Source organism: Streptomyces sp. SDr-06, from assembly GCF_003324565.1.
Classification (GTDB): Bacteria; Actinomycetota; Actinomycetes; order Streptomycetales; family Streptomycetaceae; genus Streptomyces.
Window position 1 is genome coordinate 502,045 of the sequence record NZ_QOLA01000001.1, and the last position, 23,959, is coordinate 526,003.

At 73.9% G+C, this 23,959-nt stretch carries 25 protein-coding genes; 19 read left to right on the forward strand and 6 right to left on the reverse strand.

Features of this window, described 5'->3' with window-relative positions:
* Nucleotides 1-3: 3 nt before the first annotated feature.
* The 3 genes from DT019_RS02265 to DT019_RS02275 all read right to left on the reverse strand — a co-directional run bounded on the left by DT019_RS02265 (nt 4) and on the right by DT019_RS02275 (nt 3,240).
* Entirely contained in the window at nt 4-1,563 is a 1,560-nt protein-coding gene (locus DT019_RS02265) for a bifunctional phosphatase PAP2/diacylglycerol kinase family protein (RefSeq protein ID WP_114034841.1), read from the reverse strand.
* A 51-nt stretch (nt 1,564-1,614) separates the two neighbouring features.
* Entirely contained in the window at nt 1,615-1,992 is a 378-nt protein-coding gene (locus DT019_RS02270) for a DUF488 domain-containing protein (RefSeq protein ID WP_114034842.1), read from the reverse strand.
* A gap of 126 nt (nt 1,993-2,118) precedes the next feature.
* The gene (locus DT019_RS02275) at nt 2,119-3,240 is read right to left on the reverse strand and encodes a hypothetical protein (protein WP_114034843.1); all 1,122 of its coding nucleotides are present in this window, start codon (nt 3,238-3,240) and stop codon (nt 2,119-2,121) included.
* 315 nt (nt 3,241-3,555) lie between these two features.
* Here DT019_RS02275 and DT019_RS02280 point away from each other — a divergent pair, with 315 nt between their 5' ends.
* From DT019_RS02280 to DT019_RS02335, 12 genes are all read left to right on the forward strand, one after another.
* Complete coding sequence (locus tag DT019_RS02280; RefSeq protein WP_223279270.1) at nt 3,556-4,071, forward strand: DUF5709 domain-containing protein; 516 nt, start codon at nt 3,556-3,558, stop codon at nt 4,069-4,071.
* Between the two features lie 19 nt (nt 4,072-4,090).
* Nucleotides 4,091-4,339, forward strand: a complete 249-nt coding sequence (locus DT019_RS02285; protein WP_114034844.1) for a type B 50S ribosomal protein L31 — start codon at nt 4,091-4,093, stop codon at nt 4,337-4,339.
* Entirely contained in the window at nt 4,336-4,707 is a 372-nt protein-coding gene (locus DT019_RS02290) for a hypothetical protein (RefSeq protein WP_114034845.1), read from the forward strand. The genes DT019_RS02285 and DT019_RS02290 overlap by 4 nt, the downstream gene beginning before the upstream one ends.
* Before the next feature lie 207 nt (nt 4,708-4,914).
* Nucleotides 4,915-5,805 carry a glycerophosphodiester phosphodiesterase gene (locus tag DT019_RS02295; RefSeq protein WP_114034846.1) on the forward strand — a complete coding sequence of 297 codons (891 nt, stop codon included), beginning with the start codon at nt 4,915-4,917 and terminating at the stop codon, nt 5,803-5,805.
* Nucleotides 5,806-5,887: 82 nt separating this feature from the next.
* Nucleotides 5,888-6,880: a dihydroxyacetone kinase subunit DhaK gene (gene dhaK / locus DT019_RS02300; RefSeq protein ID WP_114035285.1), complete on the forward strand. Its 993-nt coding sequence runs from the start codon at nt 5,888-5,890 to the stop codon at nt 6,878-6,880.
* A gap of 22 nt (nt 6,881-6,902) precedes the next feature.
* Nucleotides 6,903-7,499: a dihydroxyacetone kinase subunit DhaL gene (dhaL, locus tag DT019_RS02305; protein ID WP_114034847.1), complete on the forward strand. Its 597-nt coding sequence runs from the start codon at nt 6,903-6,905 to the stop codon at nt 7,497-7,499.
* Nucleotides 7,496-7,909 (forward strand): PTS fructose transporter subunit IIA, encoded by a 414-nt coding sequence (locus tag DT019_RS02310; RefSeq protein ID WP_114034848.1) that lies wholly within the window; start codon nt 7,496-7,498, stop codon nt 7,907-7,909. The genes dhaL and DT019_RS02310 overlap by 4 nt, the downstream gene beginning before the upstream one ends.
* Before the next feature lie 127 nt (nt 7,910-8,036).
* The gene (locus DT019_RS02315; RefSeq protein ID WP_114034849.1) at nt 8,037-8,828 is read left to right on the forward strand and encodes a PIG-L deacetylase family protein; all 792 of its coding nucleotides are present in this window, start codon (nt 8,037-8,039) and stop codon (nt 8,826-8,828) included.
* Nucleotides 8,829-8,927: 99 nt separating this feature from the next.
* Nucleotides 8,928-10,949: an NADPH-dependent 2,4-dienoyl-CoA reductase gene (locus DT019_RS02320; protein WP_114034850.1), complete on the forward strand. Its 2,022-nt coding sequence runs from the start codon at nt 8,928-8,930 to the stop codon at nt 10,947-10,949.
* Between the two features lie 28 nt (nt 10,950-10,977).
* Nucleotides 10,978-11,523 (forward strand): PadR family transcriptional regulator, encoded by a 546-nt coding sequence (locus DT019_RS02325; RefSeq protein WP_114034851.1) that lies wholly within the window; start codon nt 10,978-10,980, stop codon nt 11,521-11,523.
* A 105-nt stretch (nt 11,524-11,628) separates the two neighbouring features.
* Entirely contained in the window at nt 11,629-12,063 is a 435-nt protein-coding gene (locus tag DT019_RS02330) for a MarR family winged helix-turn-helix transcriptional regulator (protein ID WP_114034852.1), read from the forward strand.
* A gap of 61 nt (nt 12,064-12,124) precedes the next feature.
* Nucleotides 12,125-14,110 (forward strand): NAD-binding protein, encoded by a 1,986-nt coding sequence (locus DT019_RS02335; RefSeq protein ID WP_114034853.1) that lies wholly within the window; start codon nt 12,125-12,127, stop codon nt 14,108-14,110.
* Nucleotides 14,111-14,117: 7 nt separating this feature from the next.
* On the opposite strand, the gene lysA is transcribed toward DT019_RS02335, so the two are convergent.
* On the reverse strand, nt 14,118-15,452 hold the full coding sequence (gene lysA / locus DT019_RS02340) for a diaminopimelate decarboxylase (RefSeq protein ID WP_114034854.1): 1,335 nt from the start codon (nt 15,450-15,452) through the stop codon (nt 14,118-14,120).
* Between the two features lie 17 nt (nt 15,453-15,469).
* Nucleotides 15,470-15,847 (reverse strand): SAV_915 family protein, encoded by a 378-nt coding sequence (locus DT019_RS02345; protein WP_114034855.1) that lies wholly within the window; start codon nt 15,845-15,847, stop codon nt 15,470-15,472.
* Between the two features lie 309 nt (nt 15,848-16,156).
* On the opposite strand from DT019_RS02345, the gene DT019_RS02350 reads away from it, so the two are divergent.
* Nucleotides 16,157-16,684 carry a universal stress protein gene (locus DT019_RS02350; RefSeq protein WP_114034856.1) on the forward strand — a complete coding sequence of 176 codons (528 nt, stop codon included), beginning with the start codon at nt 16,157-16,159 and terminating at the stop codon, nt 16,682-16,684.
* An 18-nt stretch (nt 16,685-16,702) separates the two neighbouring features.
* Here DT019_RS02350 and DT019_RS02355 read toward each other — a convergent pair whose 3' ends face one another.
* Nucleotides 16,703-18,094 (reverse strand): MFS transporter, encoded by a 1,392-nt coding sequence (locus tag DT019_RS02355; protein WP_114034857.1) that lies wholly within the window; start codon nt 18,092-18,094, stop codon nt 16,703-16,705.
* Nucleotides 18,095-18,170: 76 nt separating this feature from the next.
* On the opposite strand from DT019_RS02355, the gene DT019_RS02360 reads away from it, so the two are divergent.
* The 6 genes from DT019_RS02360 to DT019_RS02385 all read left to right on the forward strand — a co-directional run bounded on the left by DT019_RS02360 (nt 18,171) and on the right by DT019_RS02385 (nt 23,958).
* Entirely contained in the window at nt 18,171-18,536 is a 366-nt protein-coding gene (locus tag DT019_RS02360; protein ID WP_114034858.1) for a MerR family transcriptional regulator, read from the forward strand.
* 31 nt (nt 18,537-18,567) lie between these two features.
* The gene (locus DT019_RS02365; RefSeq protein ID WP_114034859.1) at nt 18,568-18,972 is read left to right on the forward strand and encodes a VOC family protein; all 405 of its coding nucleotides are present in this window, start codon (nt 18,568-18,570) and stop codon (nt 18,970-18,972) included.
* A 91-nt stretch (nt 18,973-19,063) separates the two neighbouring features.
* Complete coding sequence (locus DT019_RS02370) at nt 19,064-19,558, forward strand: NUDIX domain-containing protein (RefSeq protein WP_114034860.1); 495 nt, start codon at nt 19,064-19,066, stop codon at nt 19,556-19,558.
* A gap of 167 nt (nt 19,559-19,725) precedes the next feature.
* Nucleotides 19,726-21,039 (forward strand): ROK family transcriptional regulator, encoded by a 1,314-nt coding sequence (locus DT019_RS02375; RefSeq protein WP_114034861.1) that lies wholly within the window; start codon nt 19,726-19,728, stop codon nt 21,037-21,039.
* 296 nt (nt 21,040-21,335) lie between these two features.
* Complete coding sequence (locus DT019_RS02380) at nt 21,336-22,706, forward strand: family 2B encapsulin nanocompartment shell protein (protein WP_114034862.1); 1,371 nt, start codon at nt 21,336-21,338, stop codon at nt 22,704-22,706.
* Entirely contained in the window at nt 22,693-23,958 is a 1,266-nt protein-coding gene (locus DT019_RS02385; RefSeq protein ID WP_114034863.1) for a cysteine desulfurase, read from the forward strand. Before DT019_RS02380 ends, DT019_RS02385 begins: the two co-directional genes overlap by 14 nt.
* Nucleotide 23,959: the final 1 nt, after the last annotated feature.

Genomic DNA, 23,959 nt, shown 5'->3' on the forward strand with positions numbered 1-23,959 from the left:
GAATCAGGGCGCCGTACGAGCCCGGCTCGCGGTGGCGCCCGCGGCGATGGCGGCCCTCGCGGTGCGGGCCCGCTGGGCGAGTTCGTCCTGCGGTTCGGCCGGGCTGTAGACGACCAGTTCCCGGTCCGCCTTGTCCAGGCGCAGGCCGTCGGGCGCGGGCGCGGTCTCGCCGTCGTACGCGAGGGTGTTCACGGCGTCGAGGCCGGTGAGCCGCAGCGACCGTACGCGTTCGGCGCGGTAGACGTGCGAGCGGCGCAGCGCCCCGGCCAGCGCGGAGACGACCAGGCGGGTGCGGGCCAGGGGCAGCTCGGCGTCGACGGTGCGCACGTCCAGGAGGCCCTGGTCGAGGCGGGGCCGGTGCGAGGGGGCGAGCCCGTCGGGCTGGTAGTGGCCGTTGCCCGCGAAGAGCAGCCACAGGCGCCGGGGCCGCCCGTCCACGACGAGACGCAGCGGTGTGGCGGTGCGCAGCACCCGCACGAGGGCGATGGCGCCGGCCGGCCACTTGCCGATCCGGCCCTCCATGCGCTCACGCATCCGTACCAGGTCCGGGTAGAGGCCGATGCTGAAGGTGTTGAGGAAGGCCGCGACGTCCCGCCCCGCGTCGTCGCGGACGCGGGCCAGGTCGACGCGGATCGCCTCGCCGCGTTCGAGGGCGTGCGCGGTGTCCTCGAAGGCGGGGACGCCCGCGTCGAGCGCGAAGTGGTTGAGGGTGCCGCCGGGGAACACCGCGAGGGCGAGCCCGGCCCGGGCGGCGCGTTCGCAGGCCGCGTTCACCGTGCCGTCGCCGCCGCACACGCCCAGTACGCCGCCGAGTTGTCCCGCCCGGGCGACCGCCTCGTCGAGCAGCGCGCCCAGGTCCTCGCCGGGAGCGAGTTCGACGATCTCGGCCTCGGGCAGCAGCAGCCGCAGGTGGTCCTGGGCGGGCAGCCGGCCCGGAACCCCCTTGCCGGAGCCCCCGTTGACGACCACGACGAGCCCCTGCCCGCGCGGCAGGGCGGGCGCCGCGGCGCGGGTGTGCAGCGGGTGCGGGGGGTGGGGTCTGGGCGGCCACCAGTAGCAGGTGACGGCGGCCGCGGCCGCGCCGAGCGCACAGCCGGCCAGCACGTCGCCGGGGTAGTGGACGCCGACGTAGACGCGGGAGAACGCCACGGCGGCGGCGACCGGGGCGACCAGCGCCCCGTACCGGGTGGATTCCAGGGCCACACCCGTCGCGAAGGCCGCGGCCGACGCGGAGTGCCCGGAGGGGAACGAGGTGGTGTGCGGCGCCTTCGTGAGGCGCCGCACCAGCGGGACGGCGTCGATGACCGGCCGGGTGCGCCGGGTCGCGTACTTGCCGGCGGTGTTGGCGGTGAGGGAGGCCAGCGCGAGGGCGCCGATCCCGCGCCGGGCGGCGCGGCGGGCGGTGGGGCCGCCGACGACGGAGAGCGTCGCCGCCGCGGCGAACCAGAGTCTGCCGTGGTCGGCGGCGCGGCTCAGGACGGGCAGCACCTGGTCGGCGCCGGCCGGCCGTGCGGTCGCCACCCGCTCGAACCAGCGGCGGTCGAGTCGTGCCATCCGGGACATGGGTGCCATGCACCCTGCCTAGCCGCGTCGGCGCGGGTGCGCCCGCCGGGTTCACCCGGACGGGCGGCCCCGCTCCACGACGGAGACAAGCGTCGGCACATGGCTGTGCTCGATGTCCTTCACGGCGGTGACCAGGGTGACGGTGCCGTCCTCGACGAGGTCCCGCAGTCGCTCCAGGGCCCGGGTCTGGTCCGGTCCGGCCAGTTCGGCCTCGTACCGCTTCGTGAAGTCGGCGTACCGCCCGCGGTCCTCGTGGTACCAGCGGCGCAGTTCGGTCGAGGGGGTGAGTTCCTTGGGCCACTCGTCGACGGCCGCGTGTTCCTTGGACAGACCCCGGGGCCACAGGCGGTCGACGAGGACGCGTACCCCGTCGGCCTTCTCGGGCGGATCGTAGACGCGGCGCACCCGCATCGTGCGCTCTCCCGGCATGGTTGCCTCCCTGGGGTCGTCCGGCCGCACGGTCACCGGCCCCACCCTGCCAACAGGCCACGCGCGCCGCGACCGACGACGAGGGCGGCCCCGTCGACCGGGGCCGCCCTGGTGCGCGGGTCGGTGTCAGACGCCGACGGCTTCCTCGACCTCCTCTTCCTCCTCGGCCGCTTCGGCCAGGGCCGCGCCGGACGGCGCCGCCGTGGCGGGCGCCGCCCCGGCGGGGGCGGCGGCCGGGGCCCGGCGGCGTTCGGCGAGACCGGCGACGGCCAGCACGGCGAGACCGAGGACCAGCCAGGCGGCGAGCACCCAGACGTTGCGGGCGAGGTCGTGGCCGCCGAAGTAGACCAGGTCACGGATGCCCTCGACGAGGCCCGCGCCGTTCCAGAAGGCGTGCAGGCCGCCGAAGAAGCCGTTCTGCAGCTCGGGGCGGAACAGGCCGCCGGAGCTCGTGAAGTTGAGCATCACGAAGAGCACCATCACGGCGAGCGTGGTCCAGCGCTTGAGGAAGGTGTGGAGCCCGACGCCGAGGAAGAGGATGCCCGCCGAGTACAGCCAGGACATCGCCCACACGCCCCACAGGCCGTGGTCGACGAGGTGGAACAGCGGGCCCGCGAAGGCCGCGCCGATCACCGAGACCGCGAGGGACACCCCGGCCACCAGCACCGCCCGCAGCCTCAGCGAGAGCCCGGCGCCGGCCGCGCCGAGGGCGGCGACGGAGGCGTACGAGCCGATGCTCACGGCGATGAGCAGGAAGAAGATGCCCGATCCGGTGGGGTCGCCGGAGACCGGCGGCACGACGTCGGTGATCTTCAGAGGGACGCCGTGAGCCCCGGCCACCGGGGTGAAGACCTTCTCGACGGCGGTGGCGCTCATGTCGGAGCCGGCCGAGGCGACGATGAGTTCGGGCGCCTTCGCGCTGAGGACGTAGGCACCCGTGATGTCGCGGTGCTTGAGCTGGTCGACGGCGGTGGCGCGGTCGGCGACCGTGCGCACGTCCAGCTTGTCGCCCGCCTTGTCCTTCACGGTCTGCGCGAACACCTTGGCCTCCGGGCCCGCCCCGACGACCGCGACCGGCAGGTGGTGCGGCTCCGGGGTGGCGAAGGCCCCCAGGTAGGCGAGTCCCATGCCGAGGCACATCAGCAGCGGGGTGATCAGGTGCGTGAGGACGTGCCGCAGCGCGGGGTTCGACGGCGCCGTACGCACGTCGACCGGCGCGACACGGCCGGCCTTGTGGCCTCCGGACATGACAGGACCCTTCTGACCGGGCCGCGGCCGAGGCGGCCGCGCGATCGATGGTTGGCTTTTACAACTTCTATGAGTTGTACTATACAAGCATTCCTCGGGAGGTGCCACCAAGGTGGCGACCGGAGCCCCGCCGCGGTCGGGCGGGGCCATGGATCGCCCGGGCGCACGGTGGCCGAGCTGCCGTCGGCGGCCCGGTGGTCACCCGGGTGGCTCGCGTGCGGTGGTGGCCGGGCGCCCCGCGAGCCGAGACTGGTGAGGGCTGCCGGATCGGACCGCGCGGCGTGCGAGCCACTGGTCGCAACCCAGGAGGTAGCCGTGGTCGACAGTGAGGCGTGGGGGGACGACGTCTACCAGCCCGACGGCTCCGAGGTGCAGGACGACGAGGGCATCCTGAGCACCGAGGACACCCTCGACGACGGTCCGGCGGAGCCCCTCGACGCCGGGTACTCACCGCCGGAGCGGCCGTGGGCCGTGGAGCGCCCCGGGGTGACCGCCGCCGAACGCCTGCGCGGCGAGGGCCTGGAGCGGCGCCTGGCCGATGAGGTCCCCGAGGTGGCCGTGGCCGACGGCGACGGTGTGGGCGACACCTGGGACACCGACGGCGAGCCCCGCGACAACGAGGTGGGCGGCGCCCGCGCGGGGCGCCTCGTGGCCCCCGACGAGGGCGCGCACCCGGACGACGAGACCCGGATGCTCGCCACGGACGTCGGCATCGACGGTGCCGCGTCGTCGGCGGAGGAGGCGGCCATGCACATCGTCGACGAGGACGACCTCGACCGCCTCGACGACTTCCAGGACCCCGCCGCCACCGAGCCGGACGAAACCCGCTGACCCCCACCCCGGAGTCCTCATGCAGCGTGACAAGCAGCCCCCGTACCAGCCCGTCGTCTTCCGTGACCGGGCGGCCGGGTTCGCCTTCCTGACCCGGTCGACCGCCACCAGCGAGGAGACCATCGACTGGGACGACGGGAACACCTACCCGGTCATCGACGTGGAGATCTCCGCCAAGAGCCACCCCTTCTACACCGGTACGGCCCGGACCGTGGACACCGAGGGGCGGATCGCCCGCTTCGAGCGCCGCTACGAGGGCAAGGAATGACCCCGAAACGGCTGCTGCCCGTCTCGCTGATGCTGCTGAGCGCGCTCACCGTGCCCACGGCCGCCGCGGCCGCCCAGCAGAGCAGCGAGCCGGCGCTCCATGTGCGCACCACCCGGTGGCAGACGGGCAGCACGTACTACGTCGACGGCGTCGCCTGGACCCCGCGCGCCGTCGTGCGCACCTTCGTGGAGGGCTGGCAGAAGGCGCCGCGCACCCGCCAGTGGAGCCGCGACACGGCCGACGCGCGCGGCAACTTCTCCTTCCAGTTCTACGTCCCGCACGACGCGAACGAACACGGTCAGCTGAGGCTGCGCATGGTGGACGCCGCGACGGGCCGCCGGGGCGAGATGTCGATCCCGCTGCCGTAGCGGACCGCTGGACCCGCTGCCGGGCGGCACCCCCCGCGGCGGACGCCCGCTCATGTGCTCGTCCTTGGGCCTCCTGGCCGAACGCGGGCCACCCGCAGCGGGGAACCCGCCCGGCATCTTGGCCGCCGCCTCCCCGCGACGCCGTCGCGGGCCGCGGCGGCCTGGCACCCTCGGCGCACGTTGATCCGTGCCGTCGTGAGGAATGCCATGCGCCACCGCACCGCTGTGTCCACCGTCGTCAGCGCGCTCTGCGGGGCCCTCGCCCTCGCGCTGCCCGCCCGCGCCGCGGCGGCCGGACCGGCCGGGCCCGTCATCGTCTTCGGCCACCGCGGCGCCTCGGCCTACGCTCCGGAGAACACCCTCAGCTCCGTCCAGCGGGCCGCCGATCTCGGCGTCCGGTGGGTGGAGAACGACGTCCAGCGCACCCGCGACGGCGCGCTCGTGGTCATCCACGACACCACGCTGGCCCGCACCACCGACGCCAAGCGGCGCTACCCCGAGCGGGCCCCCTGGGCGGTGGGTTCGTTCACCCTGGCCGAGATCAAGAAGCTCGACGCGGGCAGCTGGTTCAACCCGCGCTTCCGGGGCGAGCGCATCCCCACCCTGCGGGAGTACCTGAGCCTGCTCGACCACACCGGCCAGGGTCTCCTGCTCGAACTGAAGCAGCCCGAGCTGTACCCCGGCGTCGAGCGCCAGGCCCTGGACGCGCTGGGCCGGTCCGGCTGGCTCGACCCCGCCCACCTCAACCGGCGCCTGGTCGTGCAGAGCTTCAGCGCCCCCGCGCTGCGCACCACGCACCGCCTGCGCCCCTCGGTACGCACCGGCTTCCTCGGCAACCCGCCCGTATCCCAGCTCAAGCAGTACGCCGCCTTCAGCGACGAGATCAACGCCGAGCAGCACACGGTGACTTCGGCGTACGTGAAGGCCGTGCACGCGCTCAAGGGCCCGCACCGGGTGGGCCTGCGGCTCAACACCTGGACCGTCGACAGCGCGCCCGCCGCCACCCGGCTGGTGGGCCTCGGCGTGGACGGCATCATCACCAACCGGCCGGACGTGATCGCCAAGGCGCTGCGTCCGCGCACGTCACAACCCGCCTGACCGCACTTCGGCTGCCCGGGCCGCGGGGCGTCGCGTGATACTGGGGCCGTCACACTCCGCACGCCTCGCCCTGGAGGTCATGGTGAACATGCTCATCAACGTGCCCGAGACCGTCGTAGCGGACGCGCTGCGCGGCATCGCGGCCGCGCATCCCTCGCTCACGGTCGACGTCGACAACCGGGTGGTCGTCCGGCGGGACGCCCCGGTGGCCGGGAAGGTGGGCCTCGTATCGGGCGGCGGGTCGGGCCACGAGCCGTTGCACGCGGGGTTCGTCGGGCCGGGGATGCTGTCGGCGGCCTGTCCCGGGGAGGTGTTCACCTCGCCGGTGCCGGACCAGATGGTGCGGGCGGCGGCGGCCGTGGACGGCGGCGCCGGAGTGCTGTTCGTCGTCAAGAACTACACCGGGGACGTCCTCAACTTCGACATGGCGGCGGAGCTCGCCGAGGACGAGGGCGTGCGGATCGCCAAGGTCCTCATCGACGACGACGTGGCGGTGACCGACAGCCTCTACACCGCGGGGCGGCGCGGCACCGGCGCGACGCTGTTCGTCGAGAAGATCGCGGGCGCGGCCGCCGCCGAGGGCGCGCCGCTGGAGCGGGTGGAGGCGATCGCCCGCCAGGTGAACGGGGCCTCGCGCAGCTTCGGGGTGGCCCTGTCGGCCTGCTCGACCCCCGCCAAGGGCAGCCCGACCTTCGAACTGCCGCCGGGCGAGCTGGAGTTGGGGGTGGGCATCCATGGCGAGCCGGGGCGCGAACGGCGGGCCATGATGACCGCCCGCGAGATCGCCGACTACGCCGTGCACGTGGTCCTGGAGGACCTGCGGCCCACCAGCCCCGTCCTGCTCCTGGTCAACGGAATGGGGGCCACTCCCCTGCTCGAACTGTACGGATTCAACGCCGAGGTGCACCGGGTGCTCGCCGAGCGGGGCGTTCCGGTGGCCCGTACGCTCGTGGGGAACTACGTGACCTCGCTGGACATGGCGGGCTGTTCGGTGACGCTGTGTCAGGTCGACGAGGAGCTGCTGCGGCTGTGGGACGCCCCGGTCGACACGCCCGCGCTGCGGTGGGGTTGCTGAACCGATGCCTGAGGGAGAGCTCGTGCTCGACGCCGCGTTCATGTGCCGCTGGATGTCCGCCACCGCCGCCGCGGTCGACCGGGAGGCGGCCCGGCTGACCGATCTCGACTCCGCGATCGGCGACGCCGACCACGGAGCCAATCTGCAGCGCGGCTTCACCGCCGTGACCGCCGTGCTCGACAAGGAGGCGCCGCCCACCCCCGGCGCCGTACTCGCCCTCGCCGGGCGGCAGTTGATCTCCACGGTCGGGGGCGCGTCGGGGCCGCTGTACGGGACGCTGCTGCGGCGTACGGGCAAGGCGCTCGGGGACGCCGGCGAGGTCAGCCGGGAGCAGCTGGCCGAGGCGCTGGGCGCCGGGGTCGCGGCCGTCGCCCAGCTGGGCGGGGCGGCGGCCGGGGACAAGACGATGCTGGACGCGCTGCTGCCCGCGGTCGAGGCGCTCGGCGAGTCCTTCGGGGCGGCGGCCGAGGCGGCCGGGGCCGGGGCGCTCGCGACCGTGCCGCTGCGCGCCCGCAAGGGGCGGGCCAGCTATCTCGGCGAACGGTCCGAGGGCCACCAGGATCCGGGGGCGGCATCGTCGGCGCTGCTGATCGGCGCGCTGGCGGAGGCGGCCGCGTGAGCGGCGCGGCGCCGCTGGTCGGGGTGGTGCTCGTCTCGCACAGCGCGGCGGTCGCGGCCGCCGTCGCCGAGCTGGCCGAGGGGCTCGCGGGCGGCGGCGCCACCGCCCCCGTCGCACCGGCGGGCGGCCTGCCCGGCGGGGGCCTGGGCACCAGTGAGGAACTCATCGTGCGGGCGGCCGGGTCGGTGGACCGGGGCGCGGGCGTGGCCGTCCTGGTGGACCTGGGCAGCGCCGTCCTCACCGTCAAGGCACTGCTGGCCGAAGGCGACGAACTCCCGCCCGGGACAAGGCTGTTGGACGCCCCGTTCGTGGAGGGCGCGGTGGCGGCGGTCGTCAGCGCGTCGGCGGGCGCGGACCTGGACGCCGTGGAGGCGGCGGCGACGGAGGCGTACGGCTACCGGAAGGTGTGAGCGGCGGGCCACCGCGTGAGGGGAGGAGAGGCAGGCGGGTCGCCCTCGGCACGCCGATCCTGCTCGCGGTGCCGCGGCCTCGTCGTCCGGCTGTCGCCGCCGCCCGGGCGGCGCCATCATGAGGGGCATGAGCGCCTTCAACGATGCCGGTGGGAGCGGCGGGCCCTCCCTCTCCCCGCTGCCGGAGGACTGGGGACGGGCCCTGGCCGTGGTGGCGCACCCGGACGACATCGAGTACGGCACGGCGTCGGCGGTCGCCCGCTGGACGGCGCAGGGCAAACAGGTGGGCTATCTGCTTGCGACGCGCGGGGAGGCGGGCATCGACGGCGTGCCGCCGGACCGGGCGGCGCCGCTGCGCGAGGCCGAGGAGCGGGCCGGGGCGCGCGAGGTCGGGGTCACGGACGTGGAGTTCCTCGGCCATCGTGACGGGGTCGTCGAGTACGGGCCTGCCCTGCGGCGCGACATCGTGCGGGCCATCCGCCGGTTCCGGCCGGACGTGATCGTGTCGGGGGCGTACACGGTGCGGATGATCGGCGGGCTGGTCAATCAGGCCGATCACCGGGCGGTCGGGCTCGCGGCGCTGGACGCGGCGCGCGACGCCGGGAACCGCTGGATCTTCCCCGAGCTGACCGAGGAGGGTCTTGAGCCGTGGCCCGGGGTGCGGTTCGTGGCGTTCGCCGGGGCCGAGCGGCCCACGCACGGGGTGGATGTGACCGGCGCCCCGCTGGAGCGCGGCATCGCCTCGCTTGCCGCGCACGCCGAGTACACCAAGGGGCTCGGCGCGGACGCGGACGCCTTCGCCCCGCGGCCCTTCCTGACCTGGATCGCGCGGGCGGCGGGCCCGGCCCTCGGGGTGGAGGCGGCCGTGCTCTTCGACGTCCACCAGCTCGCCCCCGAGGGTCCGCCGCCCTGGGTGTGAGAGCGGGATCACGCCACCTCAGCGTTATGCAACTTGTTGCATAAGCGGGTTCCCTGGTCTACAACTGGAGGCGACGACACCCCACCCGGAGGCGCCCCCATGACCGCGTACCCCCATCTGCTGAGCCCCCTCGACCTCGGGTTCACCACGCTGCCCAACCGGGTGCTGATGGGCTCGATGCACATCGGGCTCGAAGAGGCCGAGAACGGCTTCGAGCGGATGGCCGCGTTCTACGCCGAGCGGGCCCGCGGCGGGGTCGGCCTCATGGTCACCGGCGGCATCGCACCCAACGACGCGGGCCGCCCCTACCCCGGCGGCGCCAAGCTCACCACCGAGGCGGAGGCCGCCCAGCACCGCACCGTCACCGACGCGGTGCACCGCGAGGGCGGCCGGATCGCGATGCAGATCCTGCACTTCGGCCGGTACGCCTACCACGAGGACCTGGTCGCGCCGAGCGCGCTCCAGGCGCCGATCAGCCCGTTCGTGCCCAACGAGCTGAGCGAGGAGGAGGTCGAGCGGACCATCGAGGACTTCGTGCGGGCGGCCGGGCTCGCGCGCACCGCCGGGTACGACGGCGTCGAGATCATGGGCTCCGAGGGCTACCTCATCAACGAGTTCGTCGCGGGCGCGACCAACCGGCGCACCGACCGCTGGGGCGGCTCGTACGAGAACCGGATGCGCTTCCCCGTCGAGATCGTGCGCCGCACGCGCGAGCGGCTCGGGGCCGACTTCATCATCATCTACCGGCTCTCCATGCTGGACCTGGTCCCGGGCGGCTCGACGCTGGCCGAGGTCATCACCCTCGCGCAGGCCATCGAGGCGGCCGGGGCGACGCTCATCAACACCGGCATCGGCTGGCACGAGGCACGCATCCCGACGATCGCGACCTCGGTGCCCCGGGGCGCGTACACCTGGGTGACCAAGAAGCTGATGGGGTCGGTGTCGATCCCGCTGATCACCAGCAACCGCATCAACACCCCCGAGGTCGCCGAGCGGTTGCTGGCCGAGGGGCGGGCGGACATGGTGTCGATGGCGCGCCCCTTCCTCGCCGACCCGGAGTTCGTCGCCAAGGCGGCCGCGGACCGCGCCGAGACCATCAACACCTGCATCGGCTGCAACCAGGCCTGCCTGGACCACACCTTCAGCGGAAGGATCACCTCCTGCCTGGTCAACCCGCGCGCCTGCCACGAGACCGAGCTGGTCCTGTCCCCCACCCGGCTGCGCAAGCGCCTCGCCGTGGTCGGGGCGGGCCCGGCCGGGCTCGCGTTCGCCGTGTCGGCGGCCGGGCGCGGGCACGCGGTCACCCTCTTCGACGCCGCCGACCGCATCGGCGGCCAGCTGAACATCGCCAAGCGGGTGCCGGGCAAGGAGGAGTTCGACGAGACGCTGCGCTACTTCCGCACCCAGCTCGAACTGCACGGCGTGGAGGTCAGGCTGAACACCGAGGTGAGCGCTGCCGACCTGGGCGACGGCTCGTACGACGAGATCGTCGTCGCGACCGGCGTCACCCCGCGCACTCCAGAGATCCCCGGCTCGGACCACCCGAGCGTGCTGACCTACCTCGACGTGCTGCGCGACGGGGCGCCGGTCGGCGAGCGGGTCGCGATCGTCGGCGCGGGCGGCATCGGCTTCGACGTCGCGGAGTTCCTCACCGACGGCGGCGACGCGGCGAGCCTGGACCCCGAGACATACTTCCGTCAGTGGGGCGTCGACACCGCCTACAGCGAGCGCGGCGGGCTGCGCCGGGCGGAGCGGCCCAAGCCGCCGCGCCAGGTGCACCTGCTCCAGCGCAAGACGTCGAAGGTGGGCGCCGGGCTCGGCAAGACGACCGGCTGGATCCACCGCACCGAGCTCAAGCACCGCGGTGTGACCATGGTCCCGGGCGTGCGCTACGACCGGATCGACGACGCGGGCCTGCACATCACCGTGGACGGCGAGTCCTCGGTCCTGCCCGTCGACACGGTGGTGCTGTGCGCGGGGCAGGAGTCGCGGCGCGGCCTGTACGAGGAGCTGACCGCGGCCGGGGCCACCGTGCACCTCATCGGCGGCGCCGACGTGGCCGCCGAACTGGATGCCAAGCGCGCCATCGACCAGGGCACCCGGCTGGCCGCGACGCTCTGAGCCGGCCGGGCGAACCTAGGATGCGGTCATGTCCCTCCCGCACGCGATCCTGACCGCCCTGCTCGAGAAACCCTCCTCGGGGCTCGAACTGACCCGCCGCTTCGACAGGTCGATCGGCTACTTCTGGTCGGCCACGCACCAGCAGATCTACCGCGAGCTGGGGCGTCTTGAGCAGTCCGGGTTCATCCGGGCGCTGCCCACCGCCGCCCCGGCCCGCGGCCAGAAGAAGGAGTACGAGGTGCTCCCCGCGGGCCGCGCCGAGCTCGCCCAGTGGGCGGCGGCGGGCCAGGACCCCAAGCCCATGCGGGACCCCCTGCTGCTGCGGATGCGGGCGGCGGCGGTGATCGGAACGGGCGGGCTCCGGGCCGAGCTGGAGCGTCATCTCGCCCTGCACCGCGCCCAGTTGGAGACGTACCACGGGATCGAGTCGAAGGACTTCCCGCCGGAGCGGGACAGCGAGCAGGACCGGCTGCGCCATCTGGTGCTGCGCGGCGGCATCGAGCTGGAGACGTTCTGGATCGGCTGGCTGAGCGAGGCGCTCGACACCCTCGGCGAGGAGCCGCCGAAGGGCTGAGGCCAGGGGCCCGCGGCGTGGCGTTCCGCGCATCCCCAACGGCGTTGTATTCTACAACTGTCCACCCGGAAGGACCGAGAGGAACCGAGAGGAAGGGGATCAGTCGTGCTCAGCCGAGACCAGTCGGTCGTCACCATCCAGCGTGAGCTGACCGCGTTCGCCCGGCGCGCCCGGGCCGCCGCCGCCCGGATGCACCCGGAGCTCTCGCTCGTCTCGTTCACCCTGCTCTCCCATCTGGAGGACCAGCAGGGCTGCCGGGCGACCGATCTGGCCGCCTACTACATGCTCGACAAGTCGACGATCAGCCGCCAGATCGCCGGACTGGAGAAGCTCGGCTTCGTGGAACGCATCAGCGATCCCGACGACCACCGCATCCAGGTGCTCCAGCTCACCCCGGCGGGCACCGCGAAGCTTGCCGAGGCGGCCGAGCTGCGCCGCCAGGCCTTCCACGACCGGCTCGCCGACTGGGCCCCGGAGGACCTCGACCGGTTCGCCGCGTACCTTCTGCGCTACAACAGCCTGGCCGAGAGCGGCGGTTGAGATGTGCGGCGTCGGCACGCCGGGCCCCGTGGCCCGTCGACGGCGCGCCGCACCATGAGGCATGGTCTGGGGTGTGCCTTCACTTCCTCAACAGCCGCTCCCGTCCCAGCAGTGGGCGGGGCCTCCCGTCGGACACATGATCGTCAGCGGGGACGGCGCCCTCGCGCACCGGCTCGCCGGCGAACTGCGCGACGTGTACGGGGAGCGTGTGGTGCTCCTCGTGCCACCGGAGCACCAGACCCGCTCGGACCGGCTCCCCGCGGGCGGCCGCGCCAGGGCCTCGGCGCTGTTCGGCCGGATGTCGTCCGTGGTGCTGCGCACCCCCGTCACCGGGACCGAGGGGGCGGGCGAGGCCCGGCTCGTCGAGGCCGTCGAGCCCAACGACACCGCACTGATGGAGGCCGGGACCGAGCAGGCCGCGGCCCTCGCTCTGGTCCACAGCGACGACGAGACGAACATCCGGGCGGCGCTGATCGCCCGGCGCCTCAATCCGCGCGTCCGGCTCGTCATCCGCCTCTACAACCGCAAACTCGGCCAGTACCTCCAGGAGTTGCTCGACCAGGCCGCCGCCCTCGCGGCGGCGGACCCCGCCACGCCCGCCTCCGAGGCGTCCACCACCGTCCTGTCCGACGCGGACACCGCGGCGCCCGCGCTGGCCGCGACCGCCATCGCGGGCACCAGCAAGGTCGTGCACGCCGACGGGGTGCTGCTGCGCGCCGGGCAGCGTCCGCCGCCGCGCCCGGGCGAGGTCACCGACCCCGGACTGTGCACGCTGGCCCTCCTGTCGTCGACCACCAACGACCCGGCGGGCGCGGAGGGTTCGGACCGCAGCGGCGCGGAGGGGCCCCGGCTGCTGCCGGACGAGCGCTCGATGGACGACGCCGACCGGCGCGGCCGGGTCGTCCTGGAGACCGTGACCTACACCGGTCCCCCGCAGCAGCCCGGCCGCCTCACCGATCTCCGCGCCCCGCTGGGCCGGTTGTTCTCGCGGCGGCTGCGCTGGTCGCTCGCCGGGATCGTCGCCTCGGTGTTCGCCCTCGCGATCGCGACCTGGCTCACCACCGGCGACGACCCGCTGCACGCCGCCTATCTGACCCTGCTCGACATCTTCGCCATCGACGACCCGGCCATCGGCCAGCCGGTGGGCCGCCAGGTCCTCCAACTCCTGTCCGGGCTCACCGGGTTGCTGCTCCTGCCCGTCCTGATCGCCGCCGTCCTGGAAGGCCTCGGCACCTTCCGCAGTGCCTCCTCGCTGCCCCGCCCCTCCCGCGGGCTCTCCGGCCATGTGGTGCTGCTCGGCATGGGCAAGGTCGGGGCCCGGGTGCTGGTGCGGCTGCGCGAGCTCGACATCCCCGTCGTGTGCGTGGAGGCCGACCCGGAGGCCCGCGGCATCGCGCTGGCCCGGCGCCTGCGGGTGCCCACCGTCATCGGCGACGTCACGCAGGAGGGCCTGCTCGAATCGGCCCGGATCCACCGGGCGCACGCCCTGCTCGCCCTGACCAGCTCGGACACCACCAATCTCGAAGCGGCCCTGTACGCCCGCTCGGTGAAGCCCGACCTGCGGGTGGTGATGCGGCTGTACGACGACGACTTCGCGACCGCGGTCTACCGCACCCTGCGCGCCGCCCACCCGCAGGCGCTCACCCGCAGCCGCAGCGTCTCGCACCTGGCGGCGCCCGCCTTCGCCGGGGCGATGATGGGCCGTCAGATCCTGGGCGCCATACCGGTGGAGCGCAAGGTGCTGCTGTTCGCGGCCATCGACGTGGCGGGCCATCCGCAGTTGGAGGGCCGCACCGTCGAAGAGGCGTTCCGCGAGGGCGCCTGGCGGGTCCTCGCGCTCGACACCTCCTCGCCGGCCGACCGGGTCCCCGACCTGGGCGCGGCCCGTCGAGGGGGCGGGGGCGCGCCCGGCGACCTGGTCTGGCAACTTCCGCCGGGCTACGTCCTGCGGCCCGAGGACCGGGTCGTGCTGGCCGCGACCCGGCGTGGTCTTGCCGAACTCCTCGGGCGGCGCCCCGCCTCCCGGGTGGGCCAGCGTCCGCGATGAGGTCCGCTCACAGCCCCACGTCGCGGCTGCGGAAGTCGTCGAGGGATTCGCGGCGCACCAGCAGCCGCGCGTGCCCGTCGGCGACCGCGACCACCGGCGGGCGCCCCACCAGGTTGTAGCCGGACGCCATGGACAGCTGGTAGGCGCCCGCCACCGGCACGGCGAGCAGGTCGCCGGGGTGGATGTCGCCGGGCAGGTCCACCGCGGCGGCCAGGACGTCGCCCGCCTCGCAGTGCCGCCCGACGACGGTCGCCCGGCAGGACCCGGCGGTCGAGGCCCGGCCGATGAGGCGGGGCGCGTACCGCACGCCGTACAGCGCGGGCCGCGGGTTGTCGCTCATGCCGCCGTCGACGGCGACGAAGAGGTGCTCGCCGGTCCGTTTGACGGCGAGCACCCGGTAGAGGGCGACGCCCGCCGGGCCCACCACGGCACGCCCCGGCTCGACGAGCAGCCGGGGCACCGCGAGCCCGGCCGCCGCGCAGCTCTCGATGAGTTCGGCGCGCATCCGGCGGGCCAGCGCCGTGATGTCGAGCGCGTCCTCGCCGGGACGGTAGGCGACGCCGTGACCGCCGCCCATGTCGAGCTCGGGCAGCACCACGCCGTGGGTGTCGCGGACGCGCGCCATCAGGCCGACCATGCGGCGCACGGCCGCGAGGTAGGGCTTGACGGTGGTGATCTGCGAGCCCAAGTGGCAGTGCAGGCCGGTCAGTTCGAGCTGTGGCTGGCCGAGGATGCGGGTGATGGCGTGCTGGGCGTGGCCGTCGGTGAGGGACAGGCCGAACTTCTGGTCGTCGGTTCCGGTACGGATCTTGTCGTGGCCGCCCGCGCTGATCCCCGGCACCACCCGGACCATCACCTTCTGGTGGCCGTGCGGGCCGACGGCCGCCGCGAGCCGGGCGATCTCGAAGGGGCTGTCGATGACGATGCGTCCGACCCCGAGGCGCAGCGCGGCCTCGATGTCCTGCGGGGACTTGGCGTTGCCGTGCAGCACGATCCGTTCGGCCGGGAATCCGGCGGTGACGGCGAGTTCGAGCTCGCCCGCCGAGCAGACGTCGAGCCCGAGGCCCTCCTCGTCGACCCAGTGGGCCAGGGCGCGGCACAGGAACGCCTTGGCGGCGTAGAGCACTTCGGCCTCGGGGAACGCGCTGCGGTAGGTGCGGCAGCGCTCGCGCACCTCGCCCTCGTCCAGCACGTAGACCGGCGTGCCGAAGCGTTCGGCTATCTCGCCGAGCGGGACGGCCCCCACCGCGAGGCCGCCGTGGGCGAGCCGGGCGGTCGAGGCGGGCCACACGGACAGGTCGTCGGCGGGCGTCAGGCCGGTCGGCAGATTCAGGGTGGTCATGGCTTTCGTACTCCTTCTCAGCCGATCCACAGGGCGAGCGCGTCGGCGACGGCCGCGGCTCCGGTCACGCCCACGTCACGCACCCTCCAGGGCCGGACGGTGCGGGTGACGGCGGGCGCGCAGAGCTGAGGGTCCACCGTGACGGCGGTGACTCCGAGCGGTTCGACGAGCGCCCGCAGCGCGGGCTCGGCCAGCCTGATCCAGGCCTGGTCCGGGCCGAGCGTCGCCGCGAGCCGGCCCCGGGTGGTGAACGCGACGGCGGTGCGGTCGCCCAGCGGGGTGCGAAACATCCGGGCCGCGCACCGGGCGGGTCCCGGCCGGACGGGCACGAACAGCGCTCCGGCCGGGGGGTGTTCGCAGGGGTCCGGGTCGTCGTCGCGGACGGGCTGTGCCATGGGATTCCTCCTGGAGGATCCTCGCTCGGGGTGGGGCGGCCCCGGCACGGGGAGGCGGGCCGGGGCACAACGGCGACGCTACGCCCGGCGGTCGCGGCCGTCCGGCGCCCTGACGCGATGCTGACGTCCGGGCGGCCAGTGATGACGGGATGCTGACGCGGCGGCGGACGCGGCGTCATGGGCCCGTCAGGATCCCCCGCGCGACCGTCAGGAAGCCGCCAACGCGCGCCGCCGCGAGGGGTGTACGGGTTTGGCTCGTCGGGAAGGCGAAGACGGAGCGGAGCTGGAGCGGGAGCCGTGGAGGGAGTCATGGACAGGATCGGTGGGCGGCGTGTGGTGGCCGGGGTCAGCGGATCGCTCGGGAGCCTGACGGCGTTGCACCGCGCGGCGCGGGAGGCCGCACACGGCGGGGGCACCCTGGTGGCGGTCCTCGCCTGGGCGCCGCCCGGTGGCGAGCTCGGCCACCGCGGCTCCCTCGACCCGGACCTGCTCGCGCAGTGCCGCGCGATGGCGGCCGAGCGGCTCCTGACGGCCCTGGACACCGCCTTCGGACCGGCCGGTCCTGCCGTGCCGCTCGAAGCGACGGTCGTACGCGGCACCCCGGGTGCCGTCCTGGTGGAGGCGGCGCGGGCGGCGGAGGACCTCCTGGTGCTCGGCACCGGCCCCCGCGGCAGGCTGCGCCGCGCGCTGCGCCCTTCGGTTGCCCGCTACTGCCTGGCGCACGCCTCCTGCCCGGTGCTCGCCGTCCCGCCCTCGCCCCTGGAGCACGAGCTGGCGGCCGTGCACCGCCTCGTCACGTGGCGACGGCCGCTGGACGCCCGGGAGTTGGCGGAGTGAGCGGAGCACCTTCGCCCTTCAGCCCACCAGGACCCGCCGCACCGGATCGTCGGCCGTGGGCCGCTCGCGGCGGGCGGCGACGAGTGCCGCGCCCGCGGCGGCTGCGGCCGTGGTGAGCAGGAAGGCGAGCCGGAAACTCACGTGGTCCGGGGAGGGCCCCAGCGTGAGCGTCAGGACGGCCACGGTGACCGCGCCCGACAGGTACTGGGACGTGGTCAGCAGGGCGCCCGCGGTGGCCTGGTGGGCGGCGGGCACGTCATGGGTGCCGATGATGAACATCGAGGTGTACACGGCGCCGTGGCCGAATCCGCTCAGGAGCAGGCCGGGCAGCAGGTCGACGGCGTACGAGTCGCCGGTCAGGGCGAGCGCGAGCCAGAGCAGTCCTGCGGCCGCCAGCGCGAAACCGGCGACGAGCACGGCCCGTGGGCCGACGCGGCGCACGGCCCGGCCCGCGGCCGCGCTGCCCGCGGTCACCATCACGGCGAGCGGCAGGAAGGCGAGCCCGGCCGCGAGGGGCGTGTAGCCCTTGAGGTACTGGAGGAGCAGGGTCAGGAGGTAGAACTCCGAGCCCACGCTCGCCATGTACAGCGCGGTCGCTCCGGCCCCGGTACGCAGCGAGCGGGTGGCGCGCAGGACGGGTTCGATCAGCACGGTGCGCGAGGTCGCCTCGCCGCGCAGGAAGGCGGCCGCGAACACCAGGGCGAGCCCGAGGCAGACCAGGGTGGGCACCGCGCTCCAGCCTTCACCGGAGCCGAGCGTGAGTCCGAGGACGAGGGTGAGCACGGTGCCGGTACCGAGCAGGGAGGCGAGGACCGGGGCCGGCCCGGCCGGTGCGGTGGTGCCGGACCCGCGCACCCACAGGGCGGCGCCCAGAGCGCACAGCAGGGTGAGCGGCACGTTGATGACGAACGTGAGCCGCCACGAGGCGGAGGTGAGGAGTCCGCCGAGGATGGCGCCCGCGGCGAGCCCGGAGGCTCCCACCGATCCCCACACCGCGAGCGCCCTGCCGCGCCGGGGCCCGGCCGGGAACGTCGTGCCGATCAGACCGAGCACGGCCGGCTGGAGCAGGGCGGCGCCCAGCCCCTGCGCCCCGCGCGCGGCGAGCAGCACCGTGCCGTCCTGGGCGGCGCCGCCCACCGCGCTGGCCGCGCCGAACGCGACGATCGCCACCACGAACAGGCGCTTGGCGCCGACCCGGTCCGCCAGCCGGCCGCCGACGACGAGGAAGCCCGCGAACAGCACCGCGTACGCGCTCACCACCCACTGCGCGAGCGAGGGGGCGAGCCCCAGGTCGTCCGCGATGCTCGGCAGCGCGATGTAGATGATCGAGTAGTCGAGGGCGATGAGGAACTGCGCGACCGAGAGGACGGCCAGGGTCGCCGCCGGGGCGGACGGTCTCCGTGTGATCATGAGGCCATCGTCGAACCTTCACACTAGTGTCAAGGGAAGCCCGACCGGAAAAAGGCCCCGTCCTGGAGGTGCCACCGTGCGCATCGGAGAGCTGTCCGCCCGTACCGGCGTACCGACCCGCCTGCTGCGCTATTACGAGGCCCAGGCCCTGCTCGCCCCGGCCCGGGCGGCCAATGGTTACCGCGACTACGACGAGCACCTGGTGGAGCGCGTCACGCAGATCCGCGGCCTGCTCGACGCGGGGGTGCCCACCAGGATCATCAAGGAGATCCTGCCGTGTCTGGACGGTCCCGACTCGATCCATGTGAGCGGTGCGAGCGCCGCCCTGATCGAGAACCTGGAGCGGCACTGGGCCCAGATGGACGCCAAGATCCAGTGCCTCAGCAGGAACCGGGACGCGATCCGCGACTATCTCGACACGGTGCGTGAGGCCGGGCGTTAGCGAGGGGGCGCACACGGGCACTCGTCGCGGCATGAGTGTTCAGAAGACCAGCATCCTCGTCCTGGACTGTGCCGAACCCGTCGAACTCGCCCAGTTCTACGCCGAGTTGCTCGGTGGCGACATCGAGACCGCCTGCGATCCGGACTTCGTCGAGGTGGTCGGCGCGCAGGGCACCCACCTCGCGATCCGCCGCGACCACGGCTACGCCCCGCCCAGCTGGCCGCGCCCCGACGACTCCCTGCAGGCACACCTGAGGATCGTGGTGGCGCTCGGCGACATGGACGCCGCCGAGCGCGAGGCCATCACCCTGGGCGCGACCCCCGTCGACACCAAGGACAACAACGGGCCGCGCGACGAACGCGTCTACGCCGACCCCGCCGGGCACTCCTTCACGCTCGCCGTCTCGGCCAAGCGCTCCGAGCAGTCCGGCTCCTGAGCGCTCCCGGCCAGGGTCCCCGCCCCGACGTCCGCGGGCCCGCCGCACGCGTCCCATGGCGCCGTGCGCGGCGGGCCACCAGACTAGCGCCATGGCCGGAAAACGCAGCGCTGGGCTCCTGCTGTACCGCAGGGCGGGGGACGGCATCGAGGTGCTCGTCGGGCACATGGGCGGCCCGTTCTTCACGGGCCGGGACGCCGGCGCCTGGTCGATTCCCAAGGGCGAGTACGGCCCCGAGGAGGTGCCGGCGGCCGCGGCCCGGCGCGAGTTCGAGGAGGAGCTCGGACTGGCGCCGCCCGATGGCCCGCTCGTGCCGCTGGGAGAGATCGTGCAGCGGGGCGGCAAGACCGTGACGGTGTGGGCGGTCGAGGCCGACCTGGACCCGGCGGACGCGGTGCCGGGCACGTTCACCATGGAGTGGCCGCGGGGGTCGGGAACCCTGCGCGAGTTCCCCGAGATGGACCGCTTCGCGTGGCTCGCCCCCGAGGCCGCGGCGCCCCTGCTGGTCCACGGCCAGCGGACCTTCCTCGAACGCCTGGCCACCTACCTGGGCGACGGTTCGGCGGAAGACCGCAACTCGCGTTAGTCGCGACCCGGTCGGCCTGGGCGGCGATCTCGCTCCCCATGGCCTCACGGCCAGGAGCGGCCCTCCCATCAGCCCTCACGCCTTGGTTCATGCCATGCCGTAGGCCGCGGAAGAGGCGCGCCAACACTTCTCTCGCACCGGTATGTTGCGCGCAGGGAGGGCGCCCCATGGCCACACCGCACACCAGGACCGTCCGCGACCTGCGCCGCGACAACCGCGGCACGGTGCTGCGACGGCTGTACTTCGACGGCCCGATGAGCCGGCAGGCGCTCGGCCCGGCCACGGGGTTGAGTTCGGGCTCCATCAGCAACGTCGTCACCGATCTGCTCGCCGACGGGCTCCTGGAGGACGCCGGGGTGGTGGACTCCGACGGCGGAAGACCGCGCACCCTGCTGCGGATCGCTCCCGCGAGCGGCCATCTCATCGGCGTGGACGTCGGCGAGACCCGGATCAGGGTCGCGCTGTTCGATCTCGCACTGCGCGAACTCGCCCGCGCCGAGCATCCGTTGGGCGCGGGAGGTTACGACGTCGGGCGCGTCGTCGGCCACATCGGCGCGGGGGTGGCCGCGGTGCTGCGCGAGAGCGGGCTCGATCCGCGGCGACTGCTCGGCGTGGGGGTCGGCGTGCCGGGCATCGTCGACCGCGGCTCCCCCGAGGGGGCCGTGGTGCACGGGCAGACCATCGGCTGGGACGCGGTGCCGCTGGAGTCGCTGCTGCGGGACTCCCTCCAACTCCCTCCCGGAGTCGGGTACTTCATCGAGAACGGCGCCAAGACGCTGGGGCAGGCCGAGATGTGGTTCGGCGGCGGCCGCGGCGCCGTGGACGCGGTGGTCGTCCTGGTCGGCTCCGGCGTCGGCGCCTGCGTCGTCTCCGGCGGCGCGCTCTGCGGTGGCGCGTACAGCGGCGCCGCCGAGTGGGGCCACACCACCGTGCACGTGCGCGGCCGGCGCTGCCGCTGCGGCGCGCTCGGCTGCCTGGAGGCATACACGGGCGCCGAAGCACTCCTTCGGCGCTGGCGCGAGGCGGGCGGGGACCTGCCCCCGGAGCCCTCCGAGGAGGAGGCCCTGAGCGCGCTGCTCGCCGCCGCGCACCCCCGGGACGAGGGCGTCGCCGCGAGCCCCGCGGCCCTGGAGGTGCTCGGGGAGTGCGCCGAGTACCTGGGCGCCGGACTCTCCGACCTGATCAACCTCTACACCCCCGAGCGCATCCTCATCGGCGGCTGGGCGGGCCAGCGACTGGGCCCGCACATCCTGGAGTCCGTGCGCCGCCACGCCACCGCCTACGCCCTGCGCCACCCCGCGGAACGCGTCACGATCGAACTCGGCAGCCTGGGCCCGGACGCCGTCACCGTGGGCGCGGCCACCCTGCCGCTGGCCGGGTTCTTCGCGCGCGGCGGTCGCCGCACCGCAGCGGGTGAGCGGGCGGCACCCGCCGGAAAGGCGGGCCGGCACACCTCGGCGCCAGGGCTGGCGACCCGCTGATCATTTCCCGGTGAATTCACGCCGCGGATCCTGGAATTCGACCGGAATCAGCATTCCCATAAGCCGGGCTTTCAGGATCTAATAGCCGGTACGACGAGTTTGAATCGCGTCTCTTATGCCGTGCACCGCATCCGCTCCGACCTGCGCGGGAGCGGTTTTTCGCGGCCCTCCCAGCGCCATTTCCGGCCTGCCGCCGGCACATGCCCCTTGTGGTGCCCGAATTCCAGGAACACCATCGGTCCTCGTCCAACCCCGTCGAGGAGGTACCAGTGAACGCTCCTGTGAATAACCAGCGGATGAGTCTCGGCCCGGACGCGGCACGGCAACTCGCCACCGCGACCAAGACCGCTCCGCAAATGCGCGGCATCACCCCGCGCTATCTGCTGCGCGCCCTGCCCTGGGTCGATGTCGAGTCCGGTGTCTACCGGGTCAACCGCCGCCGCTCGTTCGTCCTGGGCGACGACCGGATCAGCACGTACGACGAGGACGGCACCCCGCGCGTCATGCCGGGCGACCTGCGCGAGCTGCCCTACTTACGCGACGCCGAGGACGCGCTGCTCGGCGAACTCGCGGGGGCCTTCACCCCGGTGACCTTCGACGCGGGCCAGGTCCTGGTCCAGGAGGGCGACCCGGCCGACCGGCTGTGGATCCTGGTGCAGGGCCGCGCGGAGAAGCGGGTCACCGGCCGCTACGGCGAGGACGCCCTGCTCGAAGTGGCGGGCGACGGCCAGTTCTTCGACCTCGACGCGTGGACCCGCGGCGAGGCGATGCCCTACCGGGTCAAGGCGCTCACGCCCGGCACGGCACTGTGCGCCGAGCGGTCCGCGCTCACCCAACTCGCCGACCGCAGCGAGCAGTTGCGGACCGCCATGGACCTGTACGCCACGGGCGACACCGTCAAGCCGGGCTCCGAGGTGCCCATCGACCTCAGTTCCGGGCACGTCGGCGAGGTCGACCTGCCCGGCACCTACGTCGACTACGAGGACGCGCCGCGCGAGTACCACATGACGCTCGCCCAGACCGTGCTGCGGGTCCACACCCGGGTGGCGGACCTGTACAACGGCCCGATCGACCAGACCCGGGCCCAGTCCAACCTGACGGTGCAGGCCCTGCGCGAGCGGCAGGAGGCGGCGCTGCTCAACCACCCCGAGTTCGGCCTGCTCAACAACGTCTCCGCCGGCCAGCGCGTCCAGTCCCGCACCGGCTCGCCGACCCCGGACGACCTCGACGAGCTCCTCGCGAAGGTGTGGAAGCAACCGGGGTTCTTCGTCGCGCACCCGAGGGCGATAGCCGCGTTCGGCCGCGAATGCACCCGGCGGGGCGTGCCGCCGGTGACCGACAACCGGTTCGGCAGCCCCATGCTCACCTGGCGCGGGGTGCCGCTGCTGCCCTCCGACAAGGTCAGGTTCTCGGGCGGCGGCAGCGTGGGCACCACGGAGATCCTGCTCATGCGCACGGGCGAGGCCGAGCAGGGCGTGGTGGGGCTGCGGCCGGCCGCGGTGCCCGACGAGATCGAACCGGGCCTGTCCATGCGGAACATGGGTGTCGACCAGAAGGGCATCACCTCGTACCTGATGACCGCGTACTTCAACACGGCCGTCCTGGTGGAGGACGCGATCGCGGTGCTCCAGAACGTCGAGGTGTCCAACTACCATGACTATTCCTGACGTCACGGAGCGCACCGTCGCCGGCCGCCGGCCGGGCACGTTCTCACCCGAGTCGGCGCGCAAGGACTTCCCGATCCTGCACCGCACGGTCAACGGGCATCCGCTGGTCTGGCTCGACAACGCGGCCACCACGCAGAAGCCGCGCCAGGTCATCGAGGCGCTGGCCGGCTACTACGGTGCGGCGAACTCCAACATCCACCGGGGCGCGCACACCATGGCCCGTGAGGCCACCGAGATGTACGAGGCGGGGCGGGCCGCGGTCGCGGACTTCCTGGGCGCGCCCTCGCCCGACTCCATCGTGTTCGTGCGGGGCACGACCGAGGCCGTCAACCTGGTCGCGCAGAGCTGGGGCCGGGCGAACCTCGGCCCCGGCGACGACATCCTCGTCCCCGTCCTTGAGCACCATTCGGACATCGTCCCCTGGCAGTTGATCGCGAAGGAGACCCGGGCGCGCGTCGTCCCGGTGCCGCTGCTCGCGGACGGGCAGATCGACCAGGACGCCTACGCCGACCTGCTCTCCTCGCGCACCCAGCTCGTCGCCATCAGCCAGGCCTCGAACGTCCTCGGCACCGTGCCGCCCGTGCGCGAGATGACCGCGCTGGCCCACCGCTACGGTGCGAGGGTGCTGGTCGACGGCGCGCAGGCGGTCGCCCACCTGCCCGTCGACGTGACCGAACTGGACGCGGACTTCTACGCGTTCTCCGGTCACAAGCTCTACGCCCCCACGGGCATCGGCGCGCTCTACGTCAAGCCGGAGGTCCTGACGGGCCTGCGGCCCTGGCAGGGCGGCGGCAACATGATCGACTCGGTGTCGTTCGAGCGCACCACCTTCGCCCCGGTGCCCCATCTCATGGAGGCGGGCACCGGGCACATCGGCGGCGTGGTCGGGCTGCTCGCCGCCCTGAACTGGTTCACGTCGTTCGACCGCACCGCCGTGGCGGCGTACGAGGACGGGCTCACGGCGTACGCGCAGCAGGCGATGGGGAGGGTGCCGGGCCTGGAGATCCTGGGGTCGGCGCCCAGCCGGATCGCGGTGCTCACGTTCACCCTGGCGGGCCACGATCCGGCGGAGATCGCCTCGTGGCTGGACCGCGACGGCATCGCGATCCGGGCCGGCCACCACTGCGCACAGCCCGCCCTGGCCCACTACGGACTGGAGTCGGCGGCCCGCGCCTCCTTCGCGCTGTACAACACCCCGGAGGAGGTGGACCAGCTCGTCGGGTCGCTCATGAGCCTGCGGGAATCGGCCTGAT

Bases quoted from the DNA above. Each gene is read 5' to 3' on its own strand.
- DT019_RS02335 (WP_114034853.1), top strand. From the start codon at position 12,125: ATGGTCTGGGGTGTGCCTTCACTTCCTCAACAGCCGCTCCCGTCCCAG.
- DT019_RS02285 (WP_114034844.1), top strand. From the start codon at position 4,091: ATGCAGCGTGACAAGCAGCCCCCGTACCAGCCCGTCGTCTTCCGTGAC.
- DT019_RS02295 (WP_114034846.1), top strand. From the start codon at position 4,915: ATGCGCCACCGCACCGCTGTGTCCACCGTCGTCAGCGCGCTCTGCGGG.
- DT019_RS02345 (WP_114034855.1), bottom strand. From the start codon at position 15,847: ATGGCACAGCCCGTCCGCGACGACGACCCGGACCCCTGCGAACACCCC.
- DT019_RS02355 (WP_114034857.1), bottom strand. From the start codon at position 18,094: ATGATCACACGGAGACCGTCCGCCCCGGCGGCGACCCTGGCCGTCCTC.
- DT019_RS02275 (WP_114034843.1), bottom strand. From the start codon at position 3,240: ATGTCCGGAGGCCACAAGGCCGGCCGTGTCGCGCCGGTCGACGTGCGT.
- DT019_RS02365 (WP_114034859.1), top strand. From the start codon at position 18,568: ATGAGTGTTCAGAAGACCAGCATCCTCGTCCTGGACTGTGCCGAACCC.
- DT019_RS02375 (WP_114034861.1), top strand. From the start codon at position 19,726: ATGGCCACACCGCACACCAGGACCGTCCGCGACCTGCGCCGCGACAAC.
- DT019_RS02290 (WP_114034845.1), top strand. From the start codon at position 4,336: ATGACCCCGAAACGGCTGCTGCCCGTCTCGCTGATGCTGCTGAGCGCG.
- DT019_RS02385 (WP_114034863.1), top strand. From the start codon at position 22,693: ATGACTATTCCTGACGTCACGGAGCGCACCGTCGCCGGCCGCCGGCCG.
- DT019_RS02380 (WP_114034862.1), top strand. From the start codon at position 21,336: ATGAGTCTCGGCCCGGACGCGGCACGGCAACTCGCCACCGCGACCAAG.
- DT019_RS02320 (WP_114034850.1), top strand. From the start codon at position 8,928: ATGACCGCGTACCCCCATCTGCTGAGCCCCCTCGACCTCGGGTTCACC.
- DT019_RS02325 (WP_114034851.1), top strand. From the start codon at position 10,978: ATGTCCCTCCCGCACGCGATCCTGACCGCCCTGCTCGAGAAACCCTCC.
- DT019_RS02370 (WP_114034860.1), top strand. From the start codon at position 19,064: ATGGCCGGAAAACGCAGCGCTGGGCTCCTGCTGTACCGCAGGGCGGGG.
- DT019_RS02315 (WP_114034849.1), top strand. From the start codon at position 8,037: ATGAGCGCCTTCAACGATGCCGGTGGGAGCGGCGGGCCCTCCCTCTCC.
- DT019_RS02265 (WP_114034841.1), bottom strand. From the start codon at position 1,563: ATGTCCCGGATGGCACGACTCGACCGCCGCTGGTTCGAGCGGGTGGCG.
- DT019_RS02270 (WP_114034842.1), bottom strand. From the start codon at position 1,992: ATGCCGGGAGAGCGCACGATGCGGGTGCGCCGCGTCTACGATCCGCCC.
- lysA (WP_114034854.1), bottom strand. From the start codon at position 15,452: ATGACCACCCTGAATCTGCCGACCGGCCTGACGCCCGCCGACGACCTG.
- DT019_RS02350 (WP_114034856.1), top strand. From the start codon at position 16,157: ATGGACAGGATCGGTGGGCGGCGTGTGGTGGCCGGGGTCAGCGGATCG.